Raw genomic sequence first — 21,131 nt, 5'->3', positions numbered from 1 at the left:
TTCGTGAGCGGTCAGCGTAACTGACGCTATTCCATTTCCTGCTGGATGACGCGTCCGAGCGCGAACAGGCGCTGGTCGAGCGACGTTGGAACCTCGCAGACGAAGCGCACCACCTTGTTACGGTCCTCGAAGATCCGGGTCTTCCAGATCAGCTCGTTGCTGAGCGCCTGGACCTTGGCCTCGTCACGCGGTGTGGCCCCTTGCAGGGCCTGGAGCTGAATTGCCTCCTCGCGGATCTTGTCGGCGGCATCGCGCTGCTTGCGGCTGACGCGCTCGAGTCCGTTCATGACCTGGGAGCGCTGGGCGTTGAGCGTGTCGAACAGGCCGGCGAACAGCAGCTTTGCGTTCGCGGTCTTGTCGGCAGCGGAACCCGCGAGAAACTCCTTCACCAGCTTTTCCACATCATCCAGTGGCGTCTTGCGCGCCGCCAGTTTCGCAACGAGCGCGCTGATCTTGGCGTCGTCCTTCCATTTGTTCTGGACGTCGTCGAGCGGCGGACCGCCCCACACGGCCGCCAGCGAGATCTCGGGCACCTTCGCCTGGGTGCACGGCCAGTCCGGATAGCGCGGATCGGCGGCGTGCGCCGTCGTGCTCGCGACAGCGAGCACCAGTACAGAGGTGACCAGAACCCGAACAATCATCCTTCGCCTCCCGCAGGCCCGCGTCGCGCCAACCCGCGCGAGGGATCATAGGCCAGGATCGCACCGATCATGAAGACGATTGTGCAAACCGCGACCACCGCCAGCGAGATCCAGTTGATCTGGCCATACAGCGCGAAACGGATCAGCTCGACCGCATGGGTGAACGGATTGGCCTCGCACAGATAATAGAGATAGGGGTTGCCCTCCTGCACGCGCCAGAGCGGGTAGAGCGCGGAGGAGGCGAAGAACATCGGGAAGATCACGAAGTTCATGACACCGGCGAAGTTCTCCAGCTGCTTGATGCCCGACGAGATCAGCATGCCGAGCGAGCCCAGCATCAGCCCCGACAGGATCAGCGCCGGCAGCACGGTGAGATAGCCCTGGGGCGGCGGGGTGATGTCCCAGAGCCAGGCGATCAGCAGGAACGCATAGACCTGGAGCAGCGATACCGCGGTGCCCGCGAGCAGCTTGCAGAACAACAGGAACCCCCGCGGCAGCGGGCTCACCAGGAGCGTGCGCATGTTTCCCATCTCGCGGTCATAGACCATCGAGAGCGAGGACTGCATGCCGTTGAAGAGCTGGATCATCGCCATCAGTCCCGGCGCGATATAGACCTCGTAGAGGATGTAGGTCTCGTAGGGCGGGATGATGGAGATGCCGAGCACCTGGCGGAAGCCGGCGGCAAAGATGAACAGCCACACCAGAGGCCGCACCAGCGCCGAGACGAAGCGCTCGCGCTGATGCAGGAAGCGCAGGCCCTCGCGCCAGACGATGCCGCTGAGGCAGGTCATGTACTCGGCGAACGAGAAGCCGCGCGGCGCCTCGCGCGTCGTGATGCTGCTCATGCGCCGCCTCCAGGCATGGTTTGCGCGCCGGTCAGGCGCATGAAGGCGGTGTTGACGTCCTGCGCGCCGGCTTCCGCGACGACGCGGTTCATCGGTCCCTGCGCCAGCACCTTGCCCTGGTGCAGCACCACGAGATCGTCATCGGGCATGATCTCGTCGAACAGGTGCGTGGCCCAGAGCACGCCGATGCCTTGCTCGGTCACGAGCTGGCGGACGTGGCTGATGATGTCGGCGCGCGCCTTGACGTCGAGGCCGACGGTCGGCTCGTCGAGCAGCAAGAGGCGCGGCTGGTGCAGCAGCGCCCGGGCGATCTCCAGCCGCCGCATCTGTCCGCCCGAGAGGTCGCGCACCTTGCTTGCGGCGCGATCGGCAAGGCCGATCCGGCCGAGCAGCTCGGCGCTGCGCGCCGAGGCCTCGCGGCGGCCAATGCCGTGCAGCGCGGCGTGGTAGAGCAGGTTCTGCGTCAGCGACAGGTCGAGATCGAGCGTGCGCGGCTGGAAAACGACCCCGAGCAGCCGCAGCGCCTCGCCGGGGCTCTTACTGACGTCATGGCCGAAGATCGAGACTCGGCCGGACTGGATGCCGAACAGCCGCGTGATCAGCGAGAACAGCGTGCTCTTGCCGGCGCCGTTGAGTCCCAGCAGCGCCGTGAAGCTCGCGGGCTGCACATTGAAAGACACGTTCGTCAATGCGCGCCGCGGACCATAGGCATGGCTGACACCGTCGATCGACAATGCCGGCACCGCGGCCTCTTCGGGTCTCGGCGTCTCCTGGGCTTCGGCGATCGGGGCGGGGCTGGTCATGGCGCGATCGCGACGCCCCAGGGCAGCTCGCCGACCTGAATGGTCTTGATCACCTTCTGCGCGGCGACGTCGATGACGGAGACGTCGTTCGACACACCGTTGGTGGTGAGCAAATATTTCTCGTCCGGCGTGAACGCCATGTGCCAGACCCGCTGCCCGACCAGGAGATATTTCGTCACCTTGCGCGAGGCGACGTCGACCACGGCGATGCGGTTGGCGGGGCCGAGCGCGACGAACGCGGTTTTGTCGTCCCTGGTCATGCCGATGCCGACCGGCTGGATCGCCTCCTTGCGCAAGCCCGGAATCTCGAACGTGACCTTGCCGATCACCTCGTGCTTTTTGGGGTCGATGATCGAGACAGTGCCGCCGATCTCCGAGGACACCCACACCTCGGAAGAATCATGCTTGTACTCGGCGTAGCGCGGCCGCGCGTCCACCAGCACGTTGGCGACGATCTGGCGCGAGGCGGTGTCGATGAAATGCGCCATGTTGGTGGTTTCCGAGGTGTTGATCAGCGTCTTGCCGTCCGGACTGATGGTCATGCCCTCGGGCTCGACACCGACCTGGATGTCGCCGAGCCGGGCGCGCTTCTCGAGGTCGATCACCGTCACCGTGTTGTCGTTCTCGTTGGCGACGTAGAGCATCTTGCCGGCGGCATCCTGCGCGAACAGCTCGGGGTCGGGTCCGGAGGGCAGGCTGTCCACCACGGTTTGGGTCTTGGCGTCGATCACCTGGATGGTGTCATCGTCGCCGACCGCGACCATCACGAACTTGCCGTCGCGGGTAAGGTCGATGCCGCGCGGACGCTGGCCGACCTTGATGGTCTTGGTCACGGTCCAGCTGTCGGTATCGATCACCGAGACCGTATTGCTCTTCTCGTTCGAGACATAGGCGATGAACGCATGCGCGGGTGGTGCGGAGGTCGCCAGAACCATCAGCAACGCTGCGCTTAGCATGTGCGATCTCTGTCCGCGAGCGGTCCTCACCGCCCCCGCTGGCGGGGGAGGTCGCATCGCATCGACAGATGCGATGCGGGTGAGGGCTCTCTCCTCTTGGGGGTTCTCGCGCGTGGAGACACCCTCTCCCCAACCCTCCCCCGCGCGCGGGGGAGGGGGCGCACCGTCATCATTGTCGAGGCGGCTCGATCTCATCTCATTGCTCATTTCAGCTTGCATTTGCTCTCCGGGCGATCGTAGCCGAGCGTGTCGAGCTCGGAGACCTGGTGCAGGAATCCTTCCTGCGGCGACACCGACACCACCATGCGGCCGTCGACCAGGAGGATCGGCTGACGCAGCTGCAGGTTCCAGTCGCGCAAGGTCAGTCGCGTGCCCTTGAAGGCGGCGACCGAGAAATCCGGGCCCTTGATGAAATCGGTGACCTTCCTGACCTCGCCGGAATTGGTGCGCGAGGTGGCCTCGCCGATCATGCGCACCGCCGTCCAGGCCTGCATGTCGCGTGCGGTCATCCGGCGCAAATTCAGCTTGATGAAGCGGTTCTGCATCTGGATCGCGCCCCACTGATCCTGCGATGCGTCCCAGCTGCGCGGCACGAGGCCGGCCGAGCCGGCGACCGGGCGCGGATCCCAGGTGCGATAGGGCAGATAAGAGCCGAACACCTCGCTCTCGTCGGCGGCGACCAGCACGTCATAGGCCGGTGCCTGCTGCGTGAAGACGGGGATCTGACGCTGGATCTGCGCCACGCCGCTATCGGTGCGCCGCGCCCCGCCCTTGTCCTCGAAGGTTCGCTCCTGCACGATCTTGGCGCCGAACCGCGCCGCGGTGCGCCTGATAGCATCCGCGAACAGCTTGTCCTCGTCGTGCGAGCCGACCACCAGCAGCCAGCGCGACCACTTCTTCCACACCAGATATTGGCCGAGCGCGTCGGCGAGCATCGCACGCGTCGGCGCGGTGTGGATGACGTTGGCGCGGCAATCGGTCTCGCGCAGCCGCTCGTCGATCGCGCCGGCGTTGAACAGCAGCGTGCCGCGGTCGCGCAAGGCGTCCGCGACCTTCAACAGCGCATCGGCGGGCAGGTCGGCGATGATGAAGCCGTTCTTCTCGGCGAGCGCGGTCGCAGCCTGCGCCACGTCCTCGCCTTCCCTGATGCGGCGCTCCTCCAGCGTGAAGCGCTGGCCGGTGAATTTCCCGGTGGTGTTGTTGTCCTCGATGGCAAGGCGCGCGCCGGCGAGGCCGTCGTTCTCGGCAGGCTGCTCGGCCAGCGACAGCGTTGATCGGGTGCCGGCGATTGCGAGATAGCCGACGCCGATCGTGACGGGATCGGCCGCAAGCGCGCTCGTCGCGGCAAGACCAAAGCCGATCAGGCCGGCCAACCATCGGATCATGTTTCCTCCAGACGATCTCCCCGGCTTGACCGCCGGTGAAGAATTGTCTCTGCTTCAAGCATGACCAATTTGTCAGGCCGTGCAACCCCGCATTTCGTCCCCGCGCGCGCGAAGCCGGGCATCACGATCATGCGAGCATTGTTGGCAACCGCAGCATTGCTGTGGACGGGGGCGGGCGCGCTCGCCGATCCACCGAAGCTCGCGGTGTTCGATTTCGAGTTGGTCGACACCAGCCTGCCGGGCGAGTTCTACGGCTCCAAGCCGGAAGAGGCGCGGCTCATGCGCATCAGCGAGCAGCTGCGCAAGGAGCTGGCAGAGTCGGGCCGGTTCCAGGTGCTTGACATCGCGCCGATACGGGAGGCCGCCCGTGGCGCGAACCTGCAGGCCTGCGGCGGCTGCGACCTCAAGCTCGCCGGCCAGCTCGGCGCCGATCTGGAGATCACCGGCCTCGTGCAGAAGGTCTCCAACCTGATCATCAATCTCAACATCTATCTGCGCGACGTGAAGACCGGCAACATGGTCGCGGTCGCCAGCGCCGACATGCGCGGCAACACGGATGAATCCTGGTCGCGCACGATGAGTTATCTCATCCGCAACCGCCTGCTGGCGCCGAACTACGGCAAGCCGTGAGGTTCCCCCTCTCCCCTTGTGGGAGAGGGTGGCTCGCCGCGTAGCGGCGAGACGGGTGAGGGGTTTCCATCCCCACGAATGGTCGTGCGAGCGGAGAGAACCCCTCATCCGGCGCTTCGCGCCACCTTCTCCCGCAAGGGGAGAAGGAGAAAGACATCACCCCTTCAATCTCTCCGCATGCCAGTGCAGATGATCGCTCATGAAGGTCGAGATGAAATAATAGCTGTGGTCGTAGCCCGCCTGGCGCCGCAGCGTCAGCGGGATGCCCGCCTTGGCGCAGGCGGCCTCGAGCAGCTCCGGCCTGAGCTGCTCCTTCAGGAAATTGTCGGCCTCGCCGACGTCGACCAGGAAGCCGGAGAACTTGGCGCCGTCCTCGATCAGCGCCACCGTGTCGTGGTTGCGCCAAGACTCCTTGTTCGGTCCGAGATAGCCGGTCAGCGCCTTGATGCCCCAGGGCACGAGCGAGGGCGCCACGATCGGCGCGAACGCGCTTGCCGCGCGAAAGCGGTGCGGATTGCGCAGCGCCACCGTCAGCGCGCCGTGGCCGCCCATCGAGTGGCCCATCACCGATTGCCGCCTGGCATCGACCGGAAAGCTCTCCGCAACCAGCTTCGGCAGCTCGTCCGTGACGTAGCTCCACATGCGATAATTGCGCGCGAACGGCTCTTGCGTGGCGTCCACATAGAAGCCGGCCCCGAGGCCAAAATCATAGGCGTTGTTGGCATCGCCCGGCACATCGGGCCCGCGCGGTGAGGTGTCGGGCGCGACGAAGATCAGGCCGAGCTCGGCGCAGGCCTTGCGGAATTCGCCTTTCTCGGTGACGTTGGCATGCGTGCAGGTGAGGCCGGAGAGATACCAGACCACGGGCAGCTTGGCGCCGTCCCCATGCGGCGGGATATAGACCGAGAACACCATGTCGGTTCCGGTCACCTGGCTGGCATGGCGATAGACGCCCTGCACGCCGCCATGGGATTTGTTGGTCGAGACAGTCTGAATCGTCATGCCTAAGAGCTCCGTGGCATCTCACCACACCAAGATTGCAACGCTTGTGTGACCGAATTCGTGGCGTGGTCAGGCGACACCGCTGTCGATCGCCAGCCGCACCAGCTCCACCGAGGTCTTCACCCCGAGCTTCTGGCGCATGATGGACGAGGTATTGGCCACCGTCTTGTAGGACGATTGCACCAGCCACGCGATCTCGGACAGGCTCTTGCCGGCGCTGAGCAGCCGCAGAATCTCCATCTCGCGCGCGTTCAGCTTCGACAGCGGGTTTTGTGCCAGCGTCGGCCCGGCGAAGGCGATGCTGCGCGCGATCGCGGTCGGAAGATAGGTGCCGCCGCTTCCGACGGCGCGGATCGCCTCGACGAGGTCGTCGGGGTCGCCGGTCTTGGAGACGTAGCCCTTGGCGCCGCACTCGATCGCGCGCGCAGCGAAAGCGGGGTCGTCGTTCATGCTGAACATGATGATGCGGGCCTCGGGCGCGCGCTCGAGGATGCGGCGCGCGAGCTCGAATCCGGAGACGGTCGGCAGATTGATGTCGATGATGCAGAGGTCGGGACGTTCGACGATGAAGACGCACTCGCCGTCCTCGGCATCGGCGGCTTCCAAGATTTCGATCTCGCCTTCGTCGGCCAGCACGGCACGGCAGCCGGAGGCGACGATGGGATGATCGTCGACGATCAGAATGCGCATAGGCGTTCCCCGCGACAGCCCGTTCCCTTGGAGCTTGCCTGTTCTGCGCCGCATGAGACTGACCAGACAAGACGCGCGTCTCGTGTCGGCTCATGCAACCCGGCTGGGATTGCTGTACGCTTCCGATTAGATATCGGGCGGTTCGCCTCTGTCAACGTCGTCGGACAGGCGCCAACCCTTCGCGAGGCACGAGCGAGACCAATGTGGCAGAATCTTTCCTTGCGCGGGCGCATCAATCTCTTGCTGGCGCTGCTGCTGGCGCTGGGGCTCGCGGTCAATATCGGCCGCCAGATCGCCGAGGCGGGCCCGCGCGTGCAGGCCGAGGACCAGAGCGTGATCCGCCTCGCGCGCGAATTCATCGAGATGATCGTTGCCGATCTCAACGAGGCACCCGATCCTGATGCCAGGCTGAACCAGATCGCCCGCGATCTCAGCCGCCTGCGCCATGTCAGCATCGCGCTGCACGATTCCGGTGGGAACCCGCTGACGCCCCGCCGGCTTGGCTCCGATGTCGACACGCGTGCCCCGCCGGCCTGGTTCGTCAGCCTTGTCCATCCCGAGCAGACCGCGGTCAGCGTGCCGGTCTCGATTCGCGGCAAACCCGGCTCGCTCGTGATCACCTCGCATCCCGACGACGAGATCGCCGAGATCTGGGACGGCATCGTGACCCAGCTCGAGGTCGGCTCGGTGATCGCGCTTGCGCTGTTCTTCCTGATGATGAAGGTGGTCGGCCGTGCCCTGGCACCGTTGCAGTCGCTGGCGGACGCCATGGGGAAGCTCGAAAGCGGACATTACGAGGCCCGTGTCGCGCCGGGCGGCGCGCCGGAGCTCGCGGCGATCTGCACCAGGCTCAACCATCTTGCCGCGACGCTTGGTGAAGCGGTCGAGGACAAGCGTCGCCTTGCCGAGCGCGCGGTGTCGCTGCAGGACATCGAGCGCAAGGAGATCGCGCGCGAATTGCACGACGAGTTCGGGCCCTATCTGTTCTCGCTGCGCGCGCATGCGAGCGCGCTGGCGAAGCAGGCGGACGGACGCGAGCCGAGTGCCGATGCGGTGCGCAAACATGGCAGCGCCATGCTGGAGCAGATCAATGCACTCCAGCAGTTCAATCGCCGCGTGCTGGAGCGTCTTCGGCCCGTGGGCCTCGCCGAGCTCGGCCTGCGCCAGGCGCTCGAATCCCTGTGGCGGCTGTGGCGGGAGTCGCATCCCGACGTTGCGATCGAGACCTCGATCTCGCCGGCGCTGGGCCCCACCGGCGAGACCGCCGATCTCACCATCTACCGCATCGTGCAGGAGGCGCTCACCAATGTGTTCCGCCACGCCGGTGCGACCTCGGTCAGCGTCGTCATCGAGCCGGTCGAGCAGGCCGGCGGCCGCTTCTGCGCCCGGGTGCGGGTCAGCGACGACGGCCGCGGCATGGAGCCAGGCCAGAAGCTCGGCTTCGGCCTCGTCGGCATGCGCGAGCGGATCCTGGCGCTCGGCGGCACGCTCAATGTGGTCTCGAGTGAGGGCGGTGTGACCGTGGAAGCGCTGGTGCCGACAGCGGCAACCTGATCGCATCCAAAGCGATCGGGAAAAATTCCCGATTTGGTCGGGAAAATGGGTGTGGATAGGGTCCGACCTTTTGTGGCTGGCGTCCCCATTGCGGCCGAATAAACTCGTCCCGACCAATCGGCGGAACATCAAAACAGTCGGTGGTCACGGATGGGAAGGCGGGGATGGGCAAGGTTGTTTCGTTCAAGCGTGCTTTGTTGATGGCTTCGGTGTCGACCGGGCTGGTATCGGGCTTGGTCTATGCGACCCCTGCCGGGGCCGCGCCGGACGAGGAGACCAACGTCCAGAACCTGCCGCCGGTCGAGGTGACCGCACCACCTTCGGCAGCGCGGCGCGCGGCGCCGTCGCGACCTGTTGCGCGCGTGGGGGCGCCGGGATCGGCCGCGCCGAGGACACGCCTTTACGTCTATCCGACCTCGCCGGGCACCGGCCGGGGTCTCGATGTCGACAAGGTTCCGTCGGCGATCAATGCCGTAGATGCCAACCAGATCAGGCGCACCGGTTCGCTGAACGTCACGGACGCGCTGCGCGACAACATCGCCGGCATCAACATCAGCGAAGTCACCGGCAATCCGTTCCAGCCGGATGTCGAATTCCGCGGCTTCGTCGCTTCGCCCGTGACGGGCACGCCGCAAGGCCTTGCGGTGTACCAGAACGGCGTCCGCATCAACGAGGCCTTCTCGGACGCCGTCAATTGGGACCTGATTCCGACGGCCGCGATCAGGTCGGTGACGCTGGTGACCAACAATCCGGCCTTCGGCCTCAATGCACTCGGCGGCGCGATCAACTTGCAAATGAAGGACGGCTTCACCTATCAGGGCGCCGAGCTCGACCTCATGGGCGGATCGTTCGGCCGCATCCAGGGCTCGGCGCAATGGGGCAAGCAGGTTGACCAGAACTTCGCCGTCTACGGTGCGCTCGAAGGACTGCGCGACAACGGCTTCCGCAATTTTTCCCAATCGACCGTGCGGCGCTTCTACGGCGATGTCGGCTACAGGGCCGGCGACAGCGAATTCCACGCCAATATGGGCGTGGCCAAGAACGATTTCGGCGCCAGCGCCACGGTCCCGGCCGAGCTGCTCGACAGATATTGGGGCGCGACCTATACCACGCCGCAGACCACCTCCAATCGCGTCGGCTATCTCAACCTGACCGGCAAGGTCGACGCGACGCCGACCTGGACGCTCGAAGGCATCGCGCGTGTGCGCAGGTACGAGCAAAAGGTGGTCGACGGCAACCCGACCGATGTGGAGGAGTGCGCTGCAGATCCGGCGCTGCTCTGCTTTGGCGACGACACCTCACCCGCCTACGGCGCGGGCGGCGTGCAGCTTGCCAACCCATTTGCGCCGGGCACGATCCTCGGCGCGATCGACCGCGGCTCGATCCGTTCGACCACGTTCGGCGTGTCGGGGCAGGCCACCAACACCGACCAGTTGTTCGGCCATGACAACCGCTTCGTGGTGGGCGCAACCTATGACGCCAGCGTCACGCGCTACAACGCCTCCTCCGAAATCGGCTCGATGGGAGAGAACTACGTCGTCAGCGGCAGCGGCGTTTTCCTGGGACCGACTCCTGTGACGGACCCCGTCGCCGGCCCGGTCTCGCTGCGGACCGTCAATCAGTACAACGGCCTCTACGCGATGGATACGTTCAACGTCACGGAAGCCTTCGCCATCACGGGGGGCGGCCGCTTCAATGCGGCGCGGATCACGTTGGAAGATCAGCTTGGGACTGCGCTCAACGGCGATCACACCTTCACGCGTTTCAATCCGATCATCGGCGGCACCTACAGGATCACGCCGGAATTGACCGCCTATGCCGGCTACTCCGAGGCCAACCGCGTCCCGACGCCGCTCGAGCTCGGCTGCGCCGATCCCGCCAGGCCCTGTCTCATCGCGGCCTTCCTGGTTGCGGATCCACCGTTGAAGCAGGTCGTCTCCAAGACCGTGGAGGCCGGTTTCCGGGGCACCAAGGAGTTGAACATCGGCACCCTCGGATGGAAGATCGGCGGCTTTCGCGCCACCAACCACGACGACATCATGGCGGTGCCGGTCGTTGGCCGGACTGGTTTCGGCTATTTTTCGAACGTAGGCCGCACCCGGCGGCAGGGGCTCGAAGCCGAAGTCAACATCAAGTCTCCGACGCTGCAGTTCCAGGCGAGTTACGCGTTCGTCGATGCCCGCTTCCTTGATCCGCTCGAGCTCGGCTCGGAAAGCCCGTTTGCCGACGATACCTCCGAGACCATTCAGGTCAGGCCCGGAAACCAGATCCCGGCAGTCCCGCGCCACCGCGTCAAGGTCGGCGTCGACTATGCCGTGACCGACGTCTGGAAGGTCGGCGGCAACGCGCTGTTCGTCTCCAGCCAGTATCTGGTCGGCGACGAGTCCAACCAGTTCGCGAAGCTGCCGTCCTATACGGTGTTCAATCTCCACACCTCCTATCAGATCGCGAAGAACGTCCAGCTCTACGGCCGCGTCGACAACATCTTCGACAAGCGTTACGTGACCTACGGCCAGTTCTTCGACCGCGACGCCTTGCCCAACTTCACCAATGGCGGCGCGGATTTCACCGACCCGCGCTCGCTGAGCCCGGCAAGGCCGCGCGCGTTTTACGCGGGGTTGCGGGTGACGTTCTAGATTTTCACTCCACCTTCACGCGCTCGAGCGGAGCCGCAGCGACGCTCGCCTGCTCCCGGCCTTTGGCCGCACTCGCGCGGTGGCGTCGCTGCACCAGATATTGATCGCCGAGCACGCCGACCAGGATCACCGTTCCCATCACCGCAAAATTGAGCGAGCTCGGAATGCCCAGCAGGTTGACGAGATTCTGCAGCACCTGGAGCAGCACGGTGCCGAGCACGACACCGATGATCGAGCCTTCGCCGCCGCGCAAGGAGCAGCCGCCGAGCACGGCGGCGGCGATGGCGTAGAGCTCGTAGAACGAGCCGTGCACCGCCGGCGAAATCGAACGGGTGTACATCGCGATCAGGATCGCCGAAAACGCAGTCAGCCCGCCACAGATGACATAGGCCGAGATGATCACGCGGTTGGTGCGAATGCCGGAGTAGCGTGCCGCTTCCTCGTTCTTGCCGACGGCAAGGAGATAGCGGCCGAACACCGAGCGGTGAAGCACCACCCAGGCGATCACGGCCACCACGGCGAGCGCCACCACGCTGTGCGGCAGCGGGAATCCGAGCACGTTTGTGCGGCCGGCGGCCAGCCATTCCAGCATCGGAAAGCTCGCGCCGAAGCCGAAGCCCGCCGTCGCGTCCTCGGTGTAATAGCGCGCCGCGCCGCGATAGATCAGAAGGCCGCACAGCGTGACCACGAAAGCCTGGATCCGCATCCTGGTCACCAGCGTGCCATGAACCAGGCCGATCACGAGCCCGGCCGCGACGATCATCGCGAGGGCTACGACCCAGTTGACGTCGTGATTGACGATCAGGTCGATGAACAGGACGCCCAGCAGTGCGATCACCGAACCCACCGACAGCTCGATCCCACCGATGATGATGATGAAGGCTTCGGCGATGGAGAAGATGCCGAACAGCCCGATCTGGTTGGCGGTGTTCGAGAGATTGCCGACGTACAGGAATCTCGGATTGATCAGGGCGACAACGGTCCCGACCACCAGAATCAGAACGAGAAGGCTCAGGTCTTTCTTGCTCAAGGTCCCTCCGCCGTGATTGTGTGGCCAACGGCAAGCTGCAGCACATTGTGCTCACTGAACTGGCTGCGATCAAGGAAGCCCGAGATCGCGCCTTCATGCATCACCGCGAGCCGGTCGCTGACCCCGATCACCTCCTCCATGTCGCTGGAGATCATCAGGATCGCCACCCCGGCATCGGTCAGGCGGCGCAGCATGCCGTAGATTTCCTGCTTGGCTCCGACGTCGACCCCACGCGTCGGCTCGTCGACAATCAGCACCTTCGGCCGCATCGACAGCCATTTGGCGAGCACGACCTTCTGCTGGTTGCCTCCCGACAGCGAGCCGACGGCGGTCTTGACGTCGGGCGCGCGGATTTTTAGGCGCTCCCGCTGACGCACCGCGTTCTCGTTCTCGCGATCCGTATCCACCAGCCAGAAGCGCATATAGGACGCCAGATCCGGCAGCGAGATGTTTTCGGCGATCGAGACGTCGAGCAGCAGGCCCGCGCCCTTGCGGTCCTCCGGAACGAGATAGATGCCTTGCTCGATGGCGGCCCGTGGGCTTGCGATACGGATCGGCTCGCCATCGAGTCGTATCGTGCCGCCACGCAGTGGGTCGATGCCGAAGACGGCGCGGGCGAGCTCGGTGCGGCCGGACCCGACGAGACCGGCAAGCCCGAGGATCTCGCCGTGGCGGACCGACAGGCTCACGGCGCGGCCGGGATAGGTGTCGGTGACCGCATCGACGATCTCCAGCACGCTGTCGCCGGGCGGCGCGGCCGGCGGCACGTAGAGCGATTTCAGGTCGCGGCCGATCATCAAGCGGATCATCGCCGCCGGAGAGAGCTCCGCACGCGTCAGCGCGCCGACCACGCGACCGTCGCGCAGCACGACCGCACGGTCGGCGCACTGCATCACCTCGTTGAGCCGATGCGTGATGAAGATGATGCTGACGCCGTGGGCTTTCAGGCCGGCCACGGTGCGCATCAGGCGGTCCGTCTCGGCGAGCGTCAGGCTCGAGGTCGGCTCGTCCATGATGACGAGACGAGCGTCGAGCGAAAGCGCCTTCATGATCTCGACGAGCTGGCGCTGCGCCAGCGACAGGTCGGCGAGCGGCGCATCGGCCGCGAAATCGCAGCCCAGCCGCTCCAGCAGCGGCGCGACATCGGCATACATCCGTTTGCGGTCGATCAGCCGCAAGGGTCCGCCGTGCACGGGCTCGCGGCCGATGAAGACGTTGCCGGCGACATCGAGATTGTCGAACAGGTTCAGTTCCTGATGGACGAAGGCGATGCCCGCCTTGATCGCATCCGCCACGGTGAGCGAAGATCGCGCGGCGCCGTCGACACGAATGAAGCCGCCGCTGGGCTCCACGACCCCGCCGAGCACGCGCATCAGCGTCGACTTGCCGGCGCCGTTCTCGCCGATCAGCGCAACGACCTCGCCGGGCGACACCTGGAGACCGACGTGGTCGAGGGCGACCACGCCTGGATAGCTCTTGCTGATGTCGACCAGTTCGAGAAACGGTGCTGGCATGGCAGGCTGCGCGGGCGGGCAGCGCGGATATCTCCTATTTCTTCAGCATCTGCTTCATCGAGGCCATGAACTCGTCGACATTCGCCTTTTCGATGACCTTGCCGGGCACGATGATGATACCGTTGGCCGGAATGCCGGACTTGTTGCCGCCGATGTAGTTCGCCATCAGCTTCATGCCCTGATAGCCCCATTCGAACGGCTGCTGCACCACCGTGCCGACGATGCTGCCTTCCTTGACGCCGCCGAGCGTAATCGGATCCTCGTCGAAGCCGATGATCTTGATCTTGCCGAGCTTGCCAGCCTCCTTGAGCACCTCGTAGATCCGCGGCGTGTTGTAGGAGTAGAAGCCGACGAGGCAGCTCACATCGGGCATGGCGGCGAGGATGTCCTCGACGTTGCGCTTGGCGCGGGTCTGGTCGATCTCGTCGCCGCGAACGTCGACGAGCTCGACCTTCGAGCCTTTGAGCGTCTCCTTCACGCCTTCGATGCGTTCGCGTGCGTTGTCGGCGCCGGGTAGGCCGACGAAGCCGACGCATTTGCCGCCGTTCGGCAGCGCCTTGACCATCAGCTTTCCTGCCTCCTTGCCGAGGTCGGTGTTGGAGGAGCCGATATAGGCCACGCGCTTGGATTTCGGCGCGTCGCTGTCGGTGGTGAACAGCACGGTCTGGGACGCAACCTTGTTGAGATGCTCGGTCTGGTTCTTTGGATCGACTGCGCTGACCATGATGCCGGCGGCACCGGCGGCGACGAGGTCGTCCATCACGCGCTGCTGCACGGCGGCTGCAGCCTGTTCCGGATATTTGAACTGGAGCTCGTAGTTGGGCAGCTCGCCCTGCGCCTTCTTCATCCCGGCCTCGGCGATCTTCCAGAAGTCGGACGCCCCGTTGACGACGAAGGCCAGAACCTTCTTGTCCGCCGCATCCGTCGGGCCGACACCCGCTGCGATCGCGAAGGCAACAGACACACCTGCAACCAAGAGACGCTGCATATCATTCCTCCCCTAAGGCGGTCGGCCCTTTTTGATGGCCAACTCTGCTTGAACCCAGATTGGGCGCATGCCTCACCCCCAGCGGCACGGCAATCAGCCGCTACCCGCATCGTTGCGGCAGAGGCGGGTCACCAACCCGGCCGGCGAGGTGAAATGAGGCACGTACCTCAAGCTAGCAGAAGCCCGCCGCGCACGCAATTGGAAGCAACGGTCTGGACGTCAACCGCCGCGCTCAGGCTGGTGTCGCCGGTCCCGCGGCAGCCTTTTCGGGCAATCCGCAGCCCGCTTGCGCCTTTAACCGATTGGAAACCATCGCAAATGATCTGAAAATTGTAACGAAACTCTCCGGCCGTCTCCGCGTCGGTTCGCCGGAGGGCCCGTGATGACTGAGCAGCAGTTGAGAGAGCAGGAATTCCAGATTGCGCGGTACCGGCATCTGGAGCGCGAGGTGACCGATCCGCTTGCAGCGTGTCTGCTTCACAGCATCATCGAGGAGCTCGAGGCCGAGCTGCGCAAGCAAAGACCGGATTGGCACGGGCCCGGTCATTAACCGTTTATTGGCGCTAATGATGCCAATTGTCGGCGTGGGAATACCAGGGGAGGCTGCTCCCATGCTGAAGGACGGCACCTACGCCGCTTGGTACAAGACGCCCATCGACCAGGGTACCGGGATCGTCCATGTCGCAGACGGCCAGATCTGGGGCCGTGACAGCCTGATGACCTATCACGGCACCTGCCAGATCGATGGAGATCGCTTCACCGCAACCGTATTGACGAAGCGTCACACCGACGGACGCGCCACCGTGTTCGGCAACGATCAAGAGCTGACGTTGACGATCGAGGGAAGCTGCCCTGGCAAGATCGCGACCTACACCGCGACAGCACCTCAGGCGCCGGGCATGATCCTCCACGGAACGCTCATCCTCAGGGAACAACAGCCGCCCCCACCTGAACCACCAGGGCAGATGCCGGCATTCAATCCCGACAAGCTGCCGAAATTGCCGAAGCGCTCGCGCTGATCATCGCGACGAAATCGCACGTCGTCTCGACTGACCGCCGGCCGGCTCCGAATCCAGCTCATCTGCAGCGCTTCGTCATTTTTCCTCCGGCCATCCCCGGGCGAGTATCGCCGCCTGTTGCAAGGTGATGCTTCGGACCAGCGGGTCCGCATGACGGTGCACGAGTTGCCAATCCGTGCCGTCCTTGCGGTAGACTTCGGTCACGCGCAGCGACCAGTCTTGAGCCGGCAACCCGCCCACCTCGGCGCGCTGGCGCTCGACCATGACGAGAGCGACGAGCGCGTCGGATGCATAGGTTTGCAAAACCTCAAGTTCGGTTTGGCCTTCCCTGAAGTATCGGGAGAGGGCAGCCAGACGCTGGGGACTAGCGTCGAATCCCCGACTCGTAGGCCCGCCAAAGGGCTGCATCAGCGTGAAATCGGGCGCGATGCGGACAAGCTGGGACCAGCGGTCCACATCGCCACGCATGAAGGCGGCATTCTTCTCGCGGGCGCGTTCGACGAGGCCTGCTATCGCGTCGCTTCCAGCGGCCGCATCGGCCGAAAGCTGACCGGACAGGGGAATTGCTGCGGTAGCGGCCATCATCGAGCGCCGCGATATCTTTTCCTGCTCGCATGGCCACCTGTTCAGCCCGGACGGTTTGTTTGTCATTTCTCAGCTCCTGATCGAACGACGAGCCCCATGCATGAAGCCTTGATCCCGATGAATCCAGCGATATGATTTCAGCAACATGCTGAACCAAATTGATTTATCCAGGATCGACCTCAATCTCCTCGTGCTCTTCCGCGTGGTCCTGGAAGAGCGCCATGTCGCGCGTGCAGCCGCTCGGCTGAGCCTGACGCCGTCGGCTGTCAGCCATGCGCTTGGCCGGCTCCGTCTTCTACTGAACGATCCGCTGTTTCTGCGGACCCCGAAGGGGGTCGTTCCAACGGAGCGGGCCTTGGAGCTTGGAGAGCCGGTGGCCGAGATCATCGCGCGCGTCGAACAGCTGATCGGCTCGGCCACACCGTTCGACCCGGAGCAAAGTGGCCGTCGATTTACGATTGGCGCTCCCGATGCCGTACTGGTCTCAGCGATCGGTCCGCTGTTGCAATCGATCGCGACTGCGGCGCCCCACATTGATATCGGGCTGATCCACCTGATGCCTGCGCCGCGCGGTGGCGCAATCGGAGAGCCTTGGCAGCAAAGCCTAGACATGCTCGAACGACGCGAGCTCGATATCGCAATGCTGCCGCTGCCGGCGGTATCACCGCGTTTCGAGGCGCGCAGGCTTTACGAGGAGGAGTTCGTGCTGGCCATGCGCAAGGGACATCCCTTCGCAAAAGCGCCAACCCATGCTGCGTTCGCGCGATCACAGCACCTGCTGGTCTCTCTCAGTGGGGAACCGCGCGGTTTCGTTGATGAGATGTTGGCAAAGCGCGGCCTCGAACGCCGCATCGCTTTGACTGTTCCGAATTTCATGATGGCGCTTGCCCAGCTTTCCGGGTCTGATTTGATCGCCGCATTGCCGCGCCGACTGGTGGAGCAGCACGCCAGCCGTTTCGGCCTCGTGTTGGTCAAGCTGCCTTTCGCGCGCAAACCGGATACGATCCGGGCCATCGCGACCAAAGCGGCTATGAAAGACGCGGGCATCGCGTGGCTGATGCAGATTGTGGTCGGTTCAATCGGAGCAGGCCGACGCTCGAATCCGGTTTGAACTCAATAGGCGTTCATCTCGGCAAGGGAACGGCATTGTGCTGCCGCGCCTGCGGTGGCGGATCTGGGACCTCCTGCACCCGCTTCTCAAATCGCCCGGAACTGTTCATTGTGCCGGCCCGAAACGAAAAGAAGTGGAGCAGCATCAATGACGGAGGGGGTCTCGCGCCGCCGGTTTGCCAAGCTGATGGGATTGTCCGCAGCTGGGATTGCGAGTCCCCTTGTCGCCGAAGCCAAGCCGGCTCGGCCGCCGCGCAATGCAGGCGGTTTTCCGGCGGGCTTTCTCTGGGGCACGGCGACCTCGTCCTATCAGGTCGAGGGCGCGGTCGAGGAGGACGGGCGAGGGGCCTCGATCTGGGACAAGTTCGTCCGCATCCCCGGCAAGATCGAGGACGGCACCACCGGCGACCGCGCCAACGAGCACTATCACCGCTACAAGGAGGACATCGCCCTCATCAAGGAGCTCGGCTGCAAGGCCTATCGCTTCTCGGTGGCCTGGCCGCGGCTGTTCCCGGACGGCGACGGCAAGCCCAATCCGAAGGGGCTCGACTTCTACAATCGTCTCGTCGACGAGCTCCTGAAGAACGGCATCGAGCCGTGGCTGACCCTTTATCATTGGGATCTGCCCCAGTCGCTCGAGGACCGGTTCGGCGGTTGGCGTTCGACCGAGACCTGCAAGATCTTCGGCGACTACGCGGCCTATGTCGCCGCGCACCTCACCGACCGCGTCAGGAACGTGTTCACGTTGAACGAGAGCGGGCGCTTCGTCTATTTCGGTTACGGCGTCGGCATCGACGCGCCGGGCTTGAAGCTGCCGCAAGCCGATGTCAATCAGATCAGGCACAACAGTGCGCTGGCGCACGGGCTCGCGGTGCAGGCGGTGCGCGCCCATGGCCGCCGCGGCACCAGGGTGGGGCCGGCGGAGAACATCGATGCCTGCGCGCCTGCCTTCGACACGCCGGAAAACGTGCGGGCCGCGGAGATCGCGCTGCGCGAGATGAATGCCGGCTACCTCAACGTCATCATGACGGGCCGCTATACCGACCCCTTCCTGAAATACGCCGGGTCCAACGCGCCGAAATACACCGATGCGGAGCTCAAGATCATCTCTTCGCCGGTCGATTTTCTCGGTCTCAACATCTATGCGCCGCAGAACTACGTGGTGGCCTCCGACCAGGGCGCGGGCTTCAAGCCGCTGCCGATCCCGAAATCGTTCCCGCACATGAATTCGGACTGGCTGCGCGTCGGGCCCGAGACGATCTACTGGGTGCCGAAGCTGGCGGCGAAGATCTGGAAGACGGATGCGATCTATATCAGCGAGAACGGCACCTCCGGCGACGATGTGGTGTCGCCCGACGGCAAGATCTACGACACCGATCGCATCATGTATCTGCGCAACTATCTCGCCCAGCTCCAGCGCGCCACCGACGAAGGCGTGCCGGTGCGCGGCTATTTCCTCTGGAGCCTAATGGACAATTTCGAGTGGGTGTACGGCCTTAACAAGCGTTTCGGGCTGTACCACGTCAATTTCGACACCCAGGTCCGCACGGCAAAACTCAGCGCCAGCTTCTACCGCAACGTGATCGCGAAGAACGCGGCGGGGGCGTAGCTCTTCTCCCTCTCCCCGTTCTTACGGGGAGAGGGCAGGGGTGAGGGGCTCTCTCCGCGAGTCCATCTGTCACCCTGTCACCGTTCTTGCTGAGGCTCCCCCTCACCCGGATTTTCCGCTGCGCGTAAAATCCGGCCTCTCCCCGCACGCGGGGAGAGGCGAAGGGCGAGCGCCGCACATTGACTCTCTTCTCCCCCTTATTCAAAACCGTTCTCAACACCCATAAACAAGAGGACGACGCCAATGCCTGACGCGCTGATCATTGATGCCTGCCGCACGCCGCGGGGCATCGGCAAGGCCGGCAAGGGAGCCCTGTCGGGCATTCATCCGCAGCAGCTCGGGGCGACCGTGCTGCGCGCACTCGCCGACCGCACCGGCATCGATACCGCCGATGTCGACGACATCGTCTGGGGCTGCAGCGCGCAGGTGGCAACGCAAAGCGGCGATCTCGGCCGCATGTCGGCGCTCGATGCCGGCTACGACGTGCGTGCCAGCGCGGTGACGCTGGATCGTTTTTGCGGAAGCGGCATCACCAGCGTCAACATGGCGGCGAGCTCGATCATGGCCGGTGCCGAGGATCTCGTCATCGCCGGCGGCTGCGAGATGATGTCGATGGAGGGACGCCGCGGCGGCGGTCCGATGATGATGGATAGCGGCAATCTGCGCCTGCGGGCACGGCATCCGCAGTCGCATCAGGGCGTCTGCGCCGATGCGATCGCGACGCTGGAGGGCATCACCCGAAGCGACGTCGACGCGCTCGGGCTGGAGAGCCAGAAGCGCGCCGCGCACGCGATCGCAAACGGCCACTTCAAGAACAGCCTCGTGCCTGTTCACCGCGAGGACGGCAGTCTGGCGCTGGATCATGAAGAATACCCGCGGCCGCAGACCACGATGGAAGGCCTCAGCAGCCTGAAGCCGGCATTTCCTGCCGTCGCGGACTACGCGCTCGACGACAAGGGCACGACCTATCGCGGCCTGATCCTGCAAAAGTACCCTGATCTCGACATCGACTTCGTGCATCACGCCGGCAACTCGTCCGGCGTCGTCGACGGCGCTGCCGCGATCCTGCTGGCCTCGCCCGCTTACGCCAAGGCCCATGGCCTTAAAGCCCGGGCCCGCGTGGTCGCGATGGCCAACATGGGGGACTCGCCGACCCTCATGCTGAACGCACCGGTGCCGGCAACGCGCAAGGTGCTGGCCAAGGCGGGGCTCACCATCGACGATATCGACCTGTTCGAGATCAACGAGGCCTTCGCCGTGGTGGCGGAAAAATATATCCGCGACCTCAAGCTCGATCGGGCCAAGGTCAACGTCAACGGCGGCTCGATCGCGCTCGGCCATCCCATCGGCGCCACCGGCTCGATCCTGATCGGCACGGTGCTGGACGAGCTCGAACGGCGCGACCTCAAGCGCGGTCTTGTCACCATGTGCGCCGCCGGCGGCATGGCGCCGGCCATCATCATCGAGCGCGTCTAGCCAATCGCCCACTGACTTTCTCCCCATTTTTACGGGGAAGAAGACCGGCGACCAGCGATCCGACCCTTATTTTTCAGGGTGAAACACGACCGGCCTCTCATAAAGAGGCCGGTCGTCGCTTGTCGAAAGCGGCGAATCAGTTCTAGCAAGGTTGCGTGCGGGCCTTTGAAACAAGGCAAAAACCGCTGCCCGAGGCTTCATCCGCTCCGGAAGTAGCTAAAAAGCAGGGTTTTTTGTCACAGCAGGCCAGAAAAGCCCGTAATTTCGCGACAAAACTGTGCAGAAGGCTATAGGCCTTCAACGGTTGGTCTAATATGCAACCGGCAACGAATCAGAGGAGACACGATGCCAACCCAGATGTCCAAATCGCAATTGATCGAAAAGATTGCGACCGCCACCGAGCTTTCCAAGCGTGACGTCAAGAACGTCATGGAGACGCTGACCGATGTCGGCCACAAGGAGCTCAAGAAGAACGGCCTGTTCCTGGTGCCGGGCTTCGCCAAGTTCGTGGTCATCAAGAAGCCCGCGACCAAGGCGCGCAAGGGCACCAACCCGTTCACGGGTGAAGAGATGATGTTCAAGGCCAAGCCGGCCCGGAAGATCGTCCGCGCCCGCCCGGTCAAGGCCGCCAAGGACGCCGTGGGCTAACAACGCAAAG

The 21,131-nt window shown here is 64.4% G+C and carries 20 protein-coding genes; 9 read left to right on the top strand and 11 right to left on the bottom strand.

Annotated features, from left to right (window positions below; genetic code table 11):
* Nucleotides 1-26: 26 nt before the first annotated feature.
* The 5 genes from GA0061099_RS31550 to GA0061099_RS31530 all read right to left on the bottom strand — a co-directional run bounded on the left by GA0061099_RS31550 (nt 27) and on the right by GA0061099_RS31530 (nt 4,630).
* The gene (locus tag GA0061099_RS31550) at nt 27-641 is read right to left on the bottom strand and encodes a BAR domain-containing protein (RefSeq protein WP_036029399.1); all 615 of its coding nucleotides are present in this window, start codon (nt 639-641) and stop codon (nt 27-29) included.
* Nucleotides 638-1,486, bottom strand: coding sequence for an ABC transporter permease (locus GA0061099_RS31545; protein ID WP_036029401.1), 849 nt, complete (start codon nt 1,484-1,486; stop codon nt 638-640). The genes GA0061099_RS31550 and GA0061099_RS31545 overlap by 4 nt, the downstream gene beginning before the upstream one ends.
* The gene (locus GA0061099_RS31540; protein ID WP_036029404.1) at nt 1,483-2,289 is read right to left on the bottom strand and encodes an ABC transporter ATP-binding protein; all 807 of its coding nucleotides are present in this window, start codon (nt 2,287-2,289) and stop codon (nt 1,483-1,485) included. The genes GA0061099_RS31545 and GA0061099_RS31540 overlap by 4 nt, the downstream gene beginning before the upstream one ends.
* Entirely contained in the window at nt 2,286-3,245 is a 960-nt protein-coding gene (locus GA0061099_RS31535) for a YVTN family beta-propeller repeat protein (protein WP_036029406.1), read from the bottom strand. Before GA0061099_RS31535 ends, GA0061099_RS31540 begins: the two co-directional genes overlap by 4 nt.
* Before the next feature lie 203 nt (nt 3,246-3,448).
* Nucleotides 3,449-4,630: an ABC transporter substrate-binding protein gene (locus tag GA0061099_RS31530; RefSeq protein WP_036029408.1), complete on the bottom strand. Its 1,182-nt coding sequence runs from the start codon at nt 4,628-4,630 to the stop codon at nt 3,449-3,451.
* A gap of 60 nt (nt 4,631-4,690) precedes the next feature.
* Here GA0061099_RS31530 and GA0061099_RS31525 point away from each other — a divergent pair, with 60 nt between their 5' ends.
* Nucleotides 4,691-5,260: a DUF3280 domain-containing protein gene (locus tag GA0061099_RS31525; RefSeq protein WP_085972392.1), complete on the top strand. Its 570-nt coding sequence runs from the start codon at nt 4,691-4,693 to the stop codon at nt 5,258-5,260.
* 156 nt (nt 5,261-5,416) lie between these two features.
* Here GA0061099_RS31525 and fghA read toward each other — a convergent pair whose 3' ends face one another.
* Both fghA and GA0061099_RS31515 read right to left on the bottom strand, forming a co-directional pair.
* The gene (gene fghA, locus GA0061099_RS31520; protein WP_036029411.1) at nt 5,417-6,262 is read right to left on the bottom strand and encodes an S-formylglutathione hydrolase; all 846 of its coding nucleotides are present in this window, start codon (nt 6,260-6,262) and stop codon (nt 5,417-5,419) included.
* 69 nt (nt 6,263-6,331) lie between these two features.
* Complete coding sequence (locus tag GA0061099_RS31515) at nt 6,332-6,952, bottom strand: response regulator (protein ID WP_036007891.1); 621 nt, start codon at nt 6,950-6,952, stop codon at nt 6,332-6,334.
* Nucleotides 6,953-7,153: 201 nt separating this feature from the next.
* Between GA0061099_RS31515 and GA0061099_RS31510 the strand changes: the two genes are divergently transcribed.
* Together GA0061099_RS31510 and GA0061099_RS31505 are read left to right on the top strand one after the other, a co-directional pair.
* Nucleotides 7,154-8,506 carry a histidine kinase gene (locus tag GA0061099_RS31510; protein WP_036029415.1) on the top strand — a complete coding sequence of 451 codons (1,353 nt, stop codon included), beginning with the start codon at nt 7,154-7,156 and terminating at the stop codon, nt 8,504-8,506.
* A 164-nt stretch (nt 8,507-8,670) separates the two neighbouring features.
* Nucleotides 8,671-11,142: a TonB-dependent receptor gene (locus GA0061099_RS31505; RefSeq protein ID WP_199751049.1), complete on the top strand. Its 2,472-nt coding sequence runs from the start codon at nt 8,671-8,673 to the stop codon at nt 11,140-11,142.
* Nucleotides 11,143-11,146: 4 nt separating this feature from the next.
* Here the strand turns inward: GA0061099_RS31505 and GA0061099_RS31500 are convergent, their stop codons facing one another.
* Genes GA0061099_RS31500 through GA0061099_RS31490 form a run of 3 tightly spaced genes read right to left on the bottom strand, consistent with a single transcriptional unit; the run spans nt 11,147 to nt 14,674 of the window.
* Nucleotides 11,147-12,172, bottom strand: coding sequence for an ABC transporter permease (locus GA0061099_RS31500; RefSeq protein WP_036007882.1), 1,026 nt, complete (start codon nt 12,170-12,172; stop codon nt 11,147-11,149).
* Nucleotides 12,169-13,686 carry a sugar ABC transporter ATP-binding protein gene (locus tag GA0061099_RS31495; RefSeq protein WP_036007878.1) on the bottom strand — a complete coding sequence of 506 codons (1,518 nt, stop codon included), beginning with the start codon at nt 13,684-13,686 and terminating at the stop codon, nt 12,169-12,171. The genes GA0061099_RS31500 and GA0061099_RS31495 overlap by 4 nt, the downstream gene beginning before the upstream one ends.
* 34 nt (nt 13,687-13,720) lie before the next feature.
* Nucleotides 13,721-14,674, bottom strand: a complete 954-nt coding sequence (locus tag GA0061099_RS31490) for a sugar-binding protein (RefSeq protein ID WP_036007875.1) — start codon at nt 14,672-14,674, stop codon at nt 13,721-13,723.
* 382 nt (nt 14,675-15,056) lie between these two features.
* Between GA0061099_RS31490 and GA0061099_RS41490 the strand changes: the two genes are divergently transcribed.
* Together GA0061099_RS41490 and GA0061099_RS31485 are read left to right on the top strand one after the other, a co-directional pair.
* Complete coding sequence (locus tag GA0061099_RS41490; protein ID WP_167361689.1) at nt 15,057-15,224, top strand: hypothetical protein; 168 nt, start codon at nt 15,057-15,059, stop codon at nt 15,222-15,224.
* Nucleotides 15,225-15,285: 61 nt separating this feature from the next.
* Nucleotides 15,286-15,693: a hypothetical protein gene (locus GA0061099_RS31485; RefSeq protein ID WP_036007872.1), complete on the top strand. Its 408-nt coding sequence runs from the start codon at nt 15,286-15,288 to the stop codon at nt 15,691-15,693.
* 75 nt (nt 15,694-15,768) lie between these two features.
* Here the strand turns inward: GA0061099_RS31485 and GA0061099_RS31480 are convergent, their stop codons facing one another.
* A complete protein-coding gene (locus GA0061099_RS31480; protein ID WP_036007869.1) occupies nt 15,769-16,344 on the bottom strand; it encodes a YybH family protein in 576 nt (191 codons plus the stop codon).
* Between the two features lie 79 nt (nt 16,345-16,423).
* Here GA0061099_RS31480 and GA0061099_RS31475 point away from each other — a divergent pair, with 79 nt between their 5' ends.
* The 4 genes from GA0061099_RS31475 (at nt 16,424) to GA0061099_RS31460 (ending at nt 21,121) form a co-directional block, all read left to right on the top strand.
* Complete coding sequence (locus GA0061099_RS31475; RefSeq protein WP_036007867.1) at nt 16,424-17,389, top strand: LysR family transcriptional regulator; 966 nt, start codon at nt 16,424-16,426, stop codon at nt 17,387-17,389.
* Nucleotides 17,390-17,536: 147 nt separating this feature from the next.
* On the top strand, nt 17,537-18,997 hold the full coding sequence (locus GA0061099_RS31470; protein WP_036007863.1) for a GH1 family beta-glucosidase: 1,461 nt from the start codon (nt 17,537-17,539) through the stop codon (nt 18,995-18,997).
* 243 nt (nt 18,998-19,240) lie between these two features.
* Nucleotides 19,241-20,473 carry an acetyl-CoA C-acetyltransferase gene (locus GA0061099_RS31465; protein ID WP_036007860.1) on the top strand — a complete coding sequence of 411 codons (1,233 nt, stop codon included), beginning with the start codon at nt 19,241-19,243 and terminating at the stop codon, nt 20,471-20,473.
* Between the two features lie 345 nt (nt 20,474-20,818).
* Nucleotides 20,819-21,121 carry an HU family DNA-binding protein gene (locus tag GA0061099_RS31460; RefSeq protein WP_018320691.1) on the top strand — a complete coding sequence of 101 codons (303 nt, stop codon included), beginning with the start codon at nt 20,819-20,821 and terminating at the stop codon, nt 21,119-21,121.
* Nucleotides 21,122-21,131: the final 10 nt, after the last annotated feature.

Source organism: Bradyrhizobium yuanmingense (assembly GCF_900094575.1).
Lineage (GTDB): Bacteria > Pseudomonadota > Alphaproteobacteria > Rhizobiales > Xanthobacteraceae > Bradyrhizobium > Bradyrhizobium yuanmingense.
Note: the sequence above shows the minus strand (reverse complement) of the source record. Positions and strands in the feature narration are given on the sequence as shown.

Bases quoted from the DNA above. Each gene is read 5' to 3' on its own strand.
- GA0061099_RS31505 (WP_199751049.1), top strand. From the start codon at position 8,671: ATGGGCAAGGTTGTTTCGTTCAAGCGTGCTTTGTTGATGGCTTCGGTG.
- GA0061099_RS31535 (WP_036029406.1), bottom strand. From the start codon at position 3,245: ATGCTAAGCGCAGCGTTGCTGATGGTTCTGGCGACCTCCGCACCACCC.
- GA0061099_RS41490 (WP_167361689.1), top strand. From the start codon at position 15,057: ATGACTGAGCAGCAGTTGAGAGAGCAGGAATTCCAGATTGCGCGGTAC.
- GA0061099_RS31545 (WP_036029401.1), bottom strand. From the start codon at position 1,486: ATGAGCAGCATCACGACGCGCGAGGCGCCGCGCGGCTTCTCGTTCGCC.
- GA0061099_RS31495 (WP_036007878.1), bottom strand. From the start codon at position 13,686: ATGCCAGCACCGTTTCTCGAACTGGTCGACATCAGCAAGAGCTATCCA.
- fghA (WP_036029411.1), bottom strand. From the start codon at position 6,262: ATGACGATTCAGACTGTCTCGACCAACAAATCCCATGGCGGCGTGCAG.
- GA0061099_RS31510 (WP_036029415.1), top strand. From the start codon at position 7,154: ATGTGGCAGAATCTTTCCTTGCGCGGGCGCATCAATCTCTTGCTGGCG.
- GA0061099_RS31465 (WP_036007860.1), top strand. From the start codon at position 19,241: ATGCCTGACGCGCTGATCATTGATGCCTGCCGCACGCCGCGGGGCATC.
- GA0061099_RS31485 (WP_036007872.1), top strand. From the start codon at position 15,286: ATGCTGAAGGACGGCACCTACGCCGCTTGGTACAAGACGCCCATCGAC.
- GA0061099_RS31460 (WP_018320691.1), top strand. From the start codon at position 20,819: ATGCCAACCCAGATGTCCAAATCGCAATTGATCGAAAAGATTGCGACC.
- GA0061099_RS31470 (WP_036007863.1), top strand. From the start codon at position 17,537: ATGACGGAGGGGGTCTCGCGCCGCCGGTTTGCCAAGCTGATGGGATTG.
- GA0061099_RS31525 (WP_085972392.1), top strand. From the start codon at position 4,691: ATGACCAATTTGTCAGGCCGTGCAACCCCGCATTTCGTCCCCGCGCGC.
- GA0061099_RS31550 (WP_036029399.1), bottom strand. From the start codon at position 641: ATGATTGTTCGGGTTCTGGTCACCTCTGTACTGGTGCTCGCTGTCGCG.
- GA0061099_RS31515 (WP_036007891.1), bottom strand. From the start codon at position 6,952: ATGCGCATTCTGATCGTCGACGATCATCCCATCGTCGCCTCCGGCTGC.
- GA0061099_RS31540 (WP_036029404.1), bottom strand. From the start codon at position 2,289: ATGACCAGCCCCGCCCCGATCGCCGAAGCCCAGGAGACGCCGAGACCC.
- GA0061099_RS31490 (WP_036007875.1), bottom strand. From the start codon at position 14,674: ATGCAGCGTCTCTTGGTTGCAGGTGTGTCTGTTGCCTTCGCGATCGCA.
- GA0061099_RS31530 (WP_036029408.1), bottom strand. From the start codon at position 4,630: ATGATCCGATGGTTGGCCGGCCTGATCGGCTTTGGTCTTGCCGCGACG.
- GA0061099_RS31480 (WP_036007869.1), bottom strand. From the start codon at position 16,344: ATGACAAACAAACCGTCCGGGCTGAACAGGTGGCCATGCGAGCAGGAA.
- GA0061099_RS31475 (WP_036007867.1), top strand. From the start codon at position 16,424: ATGCTGAACCAAATTGATTTATCCAGGATCGACCTCAATCTCCTCGTG.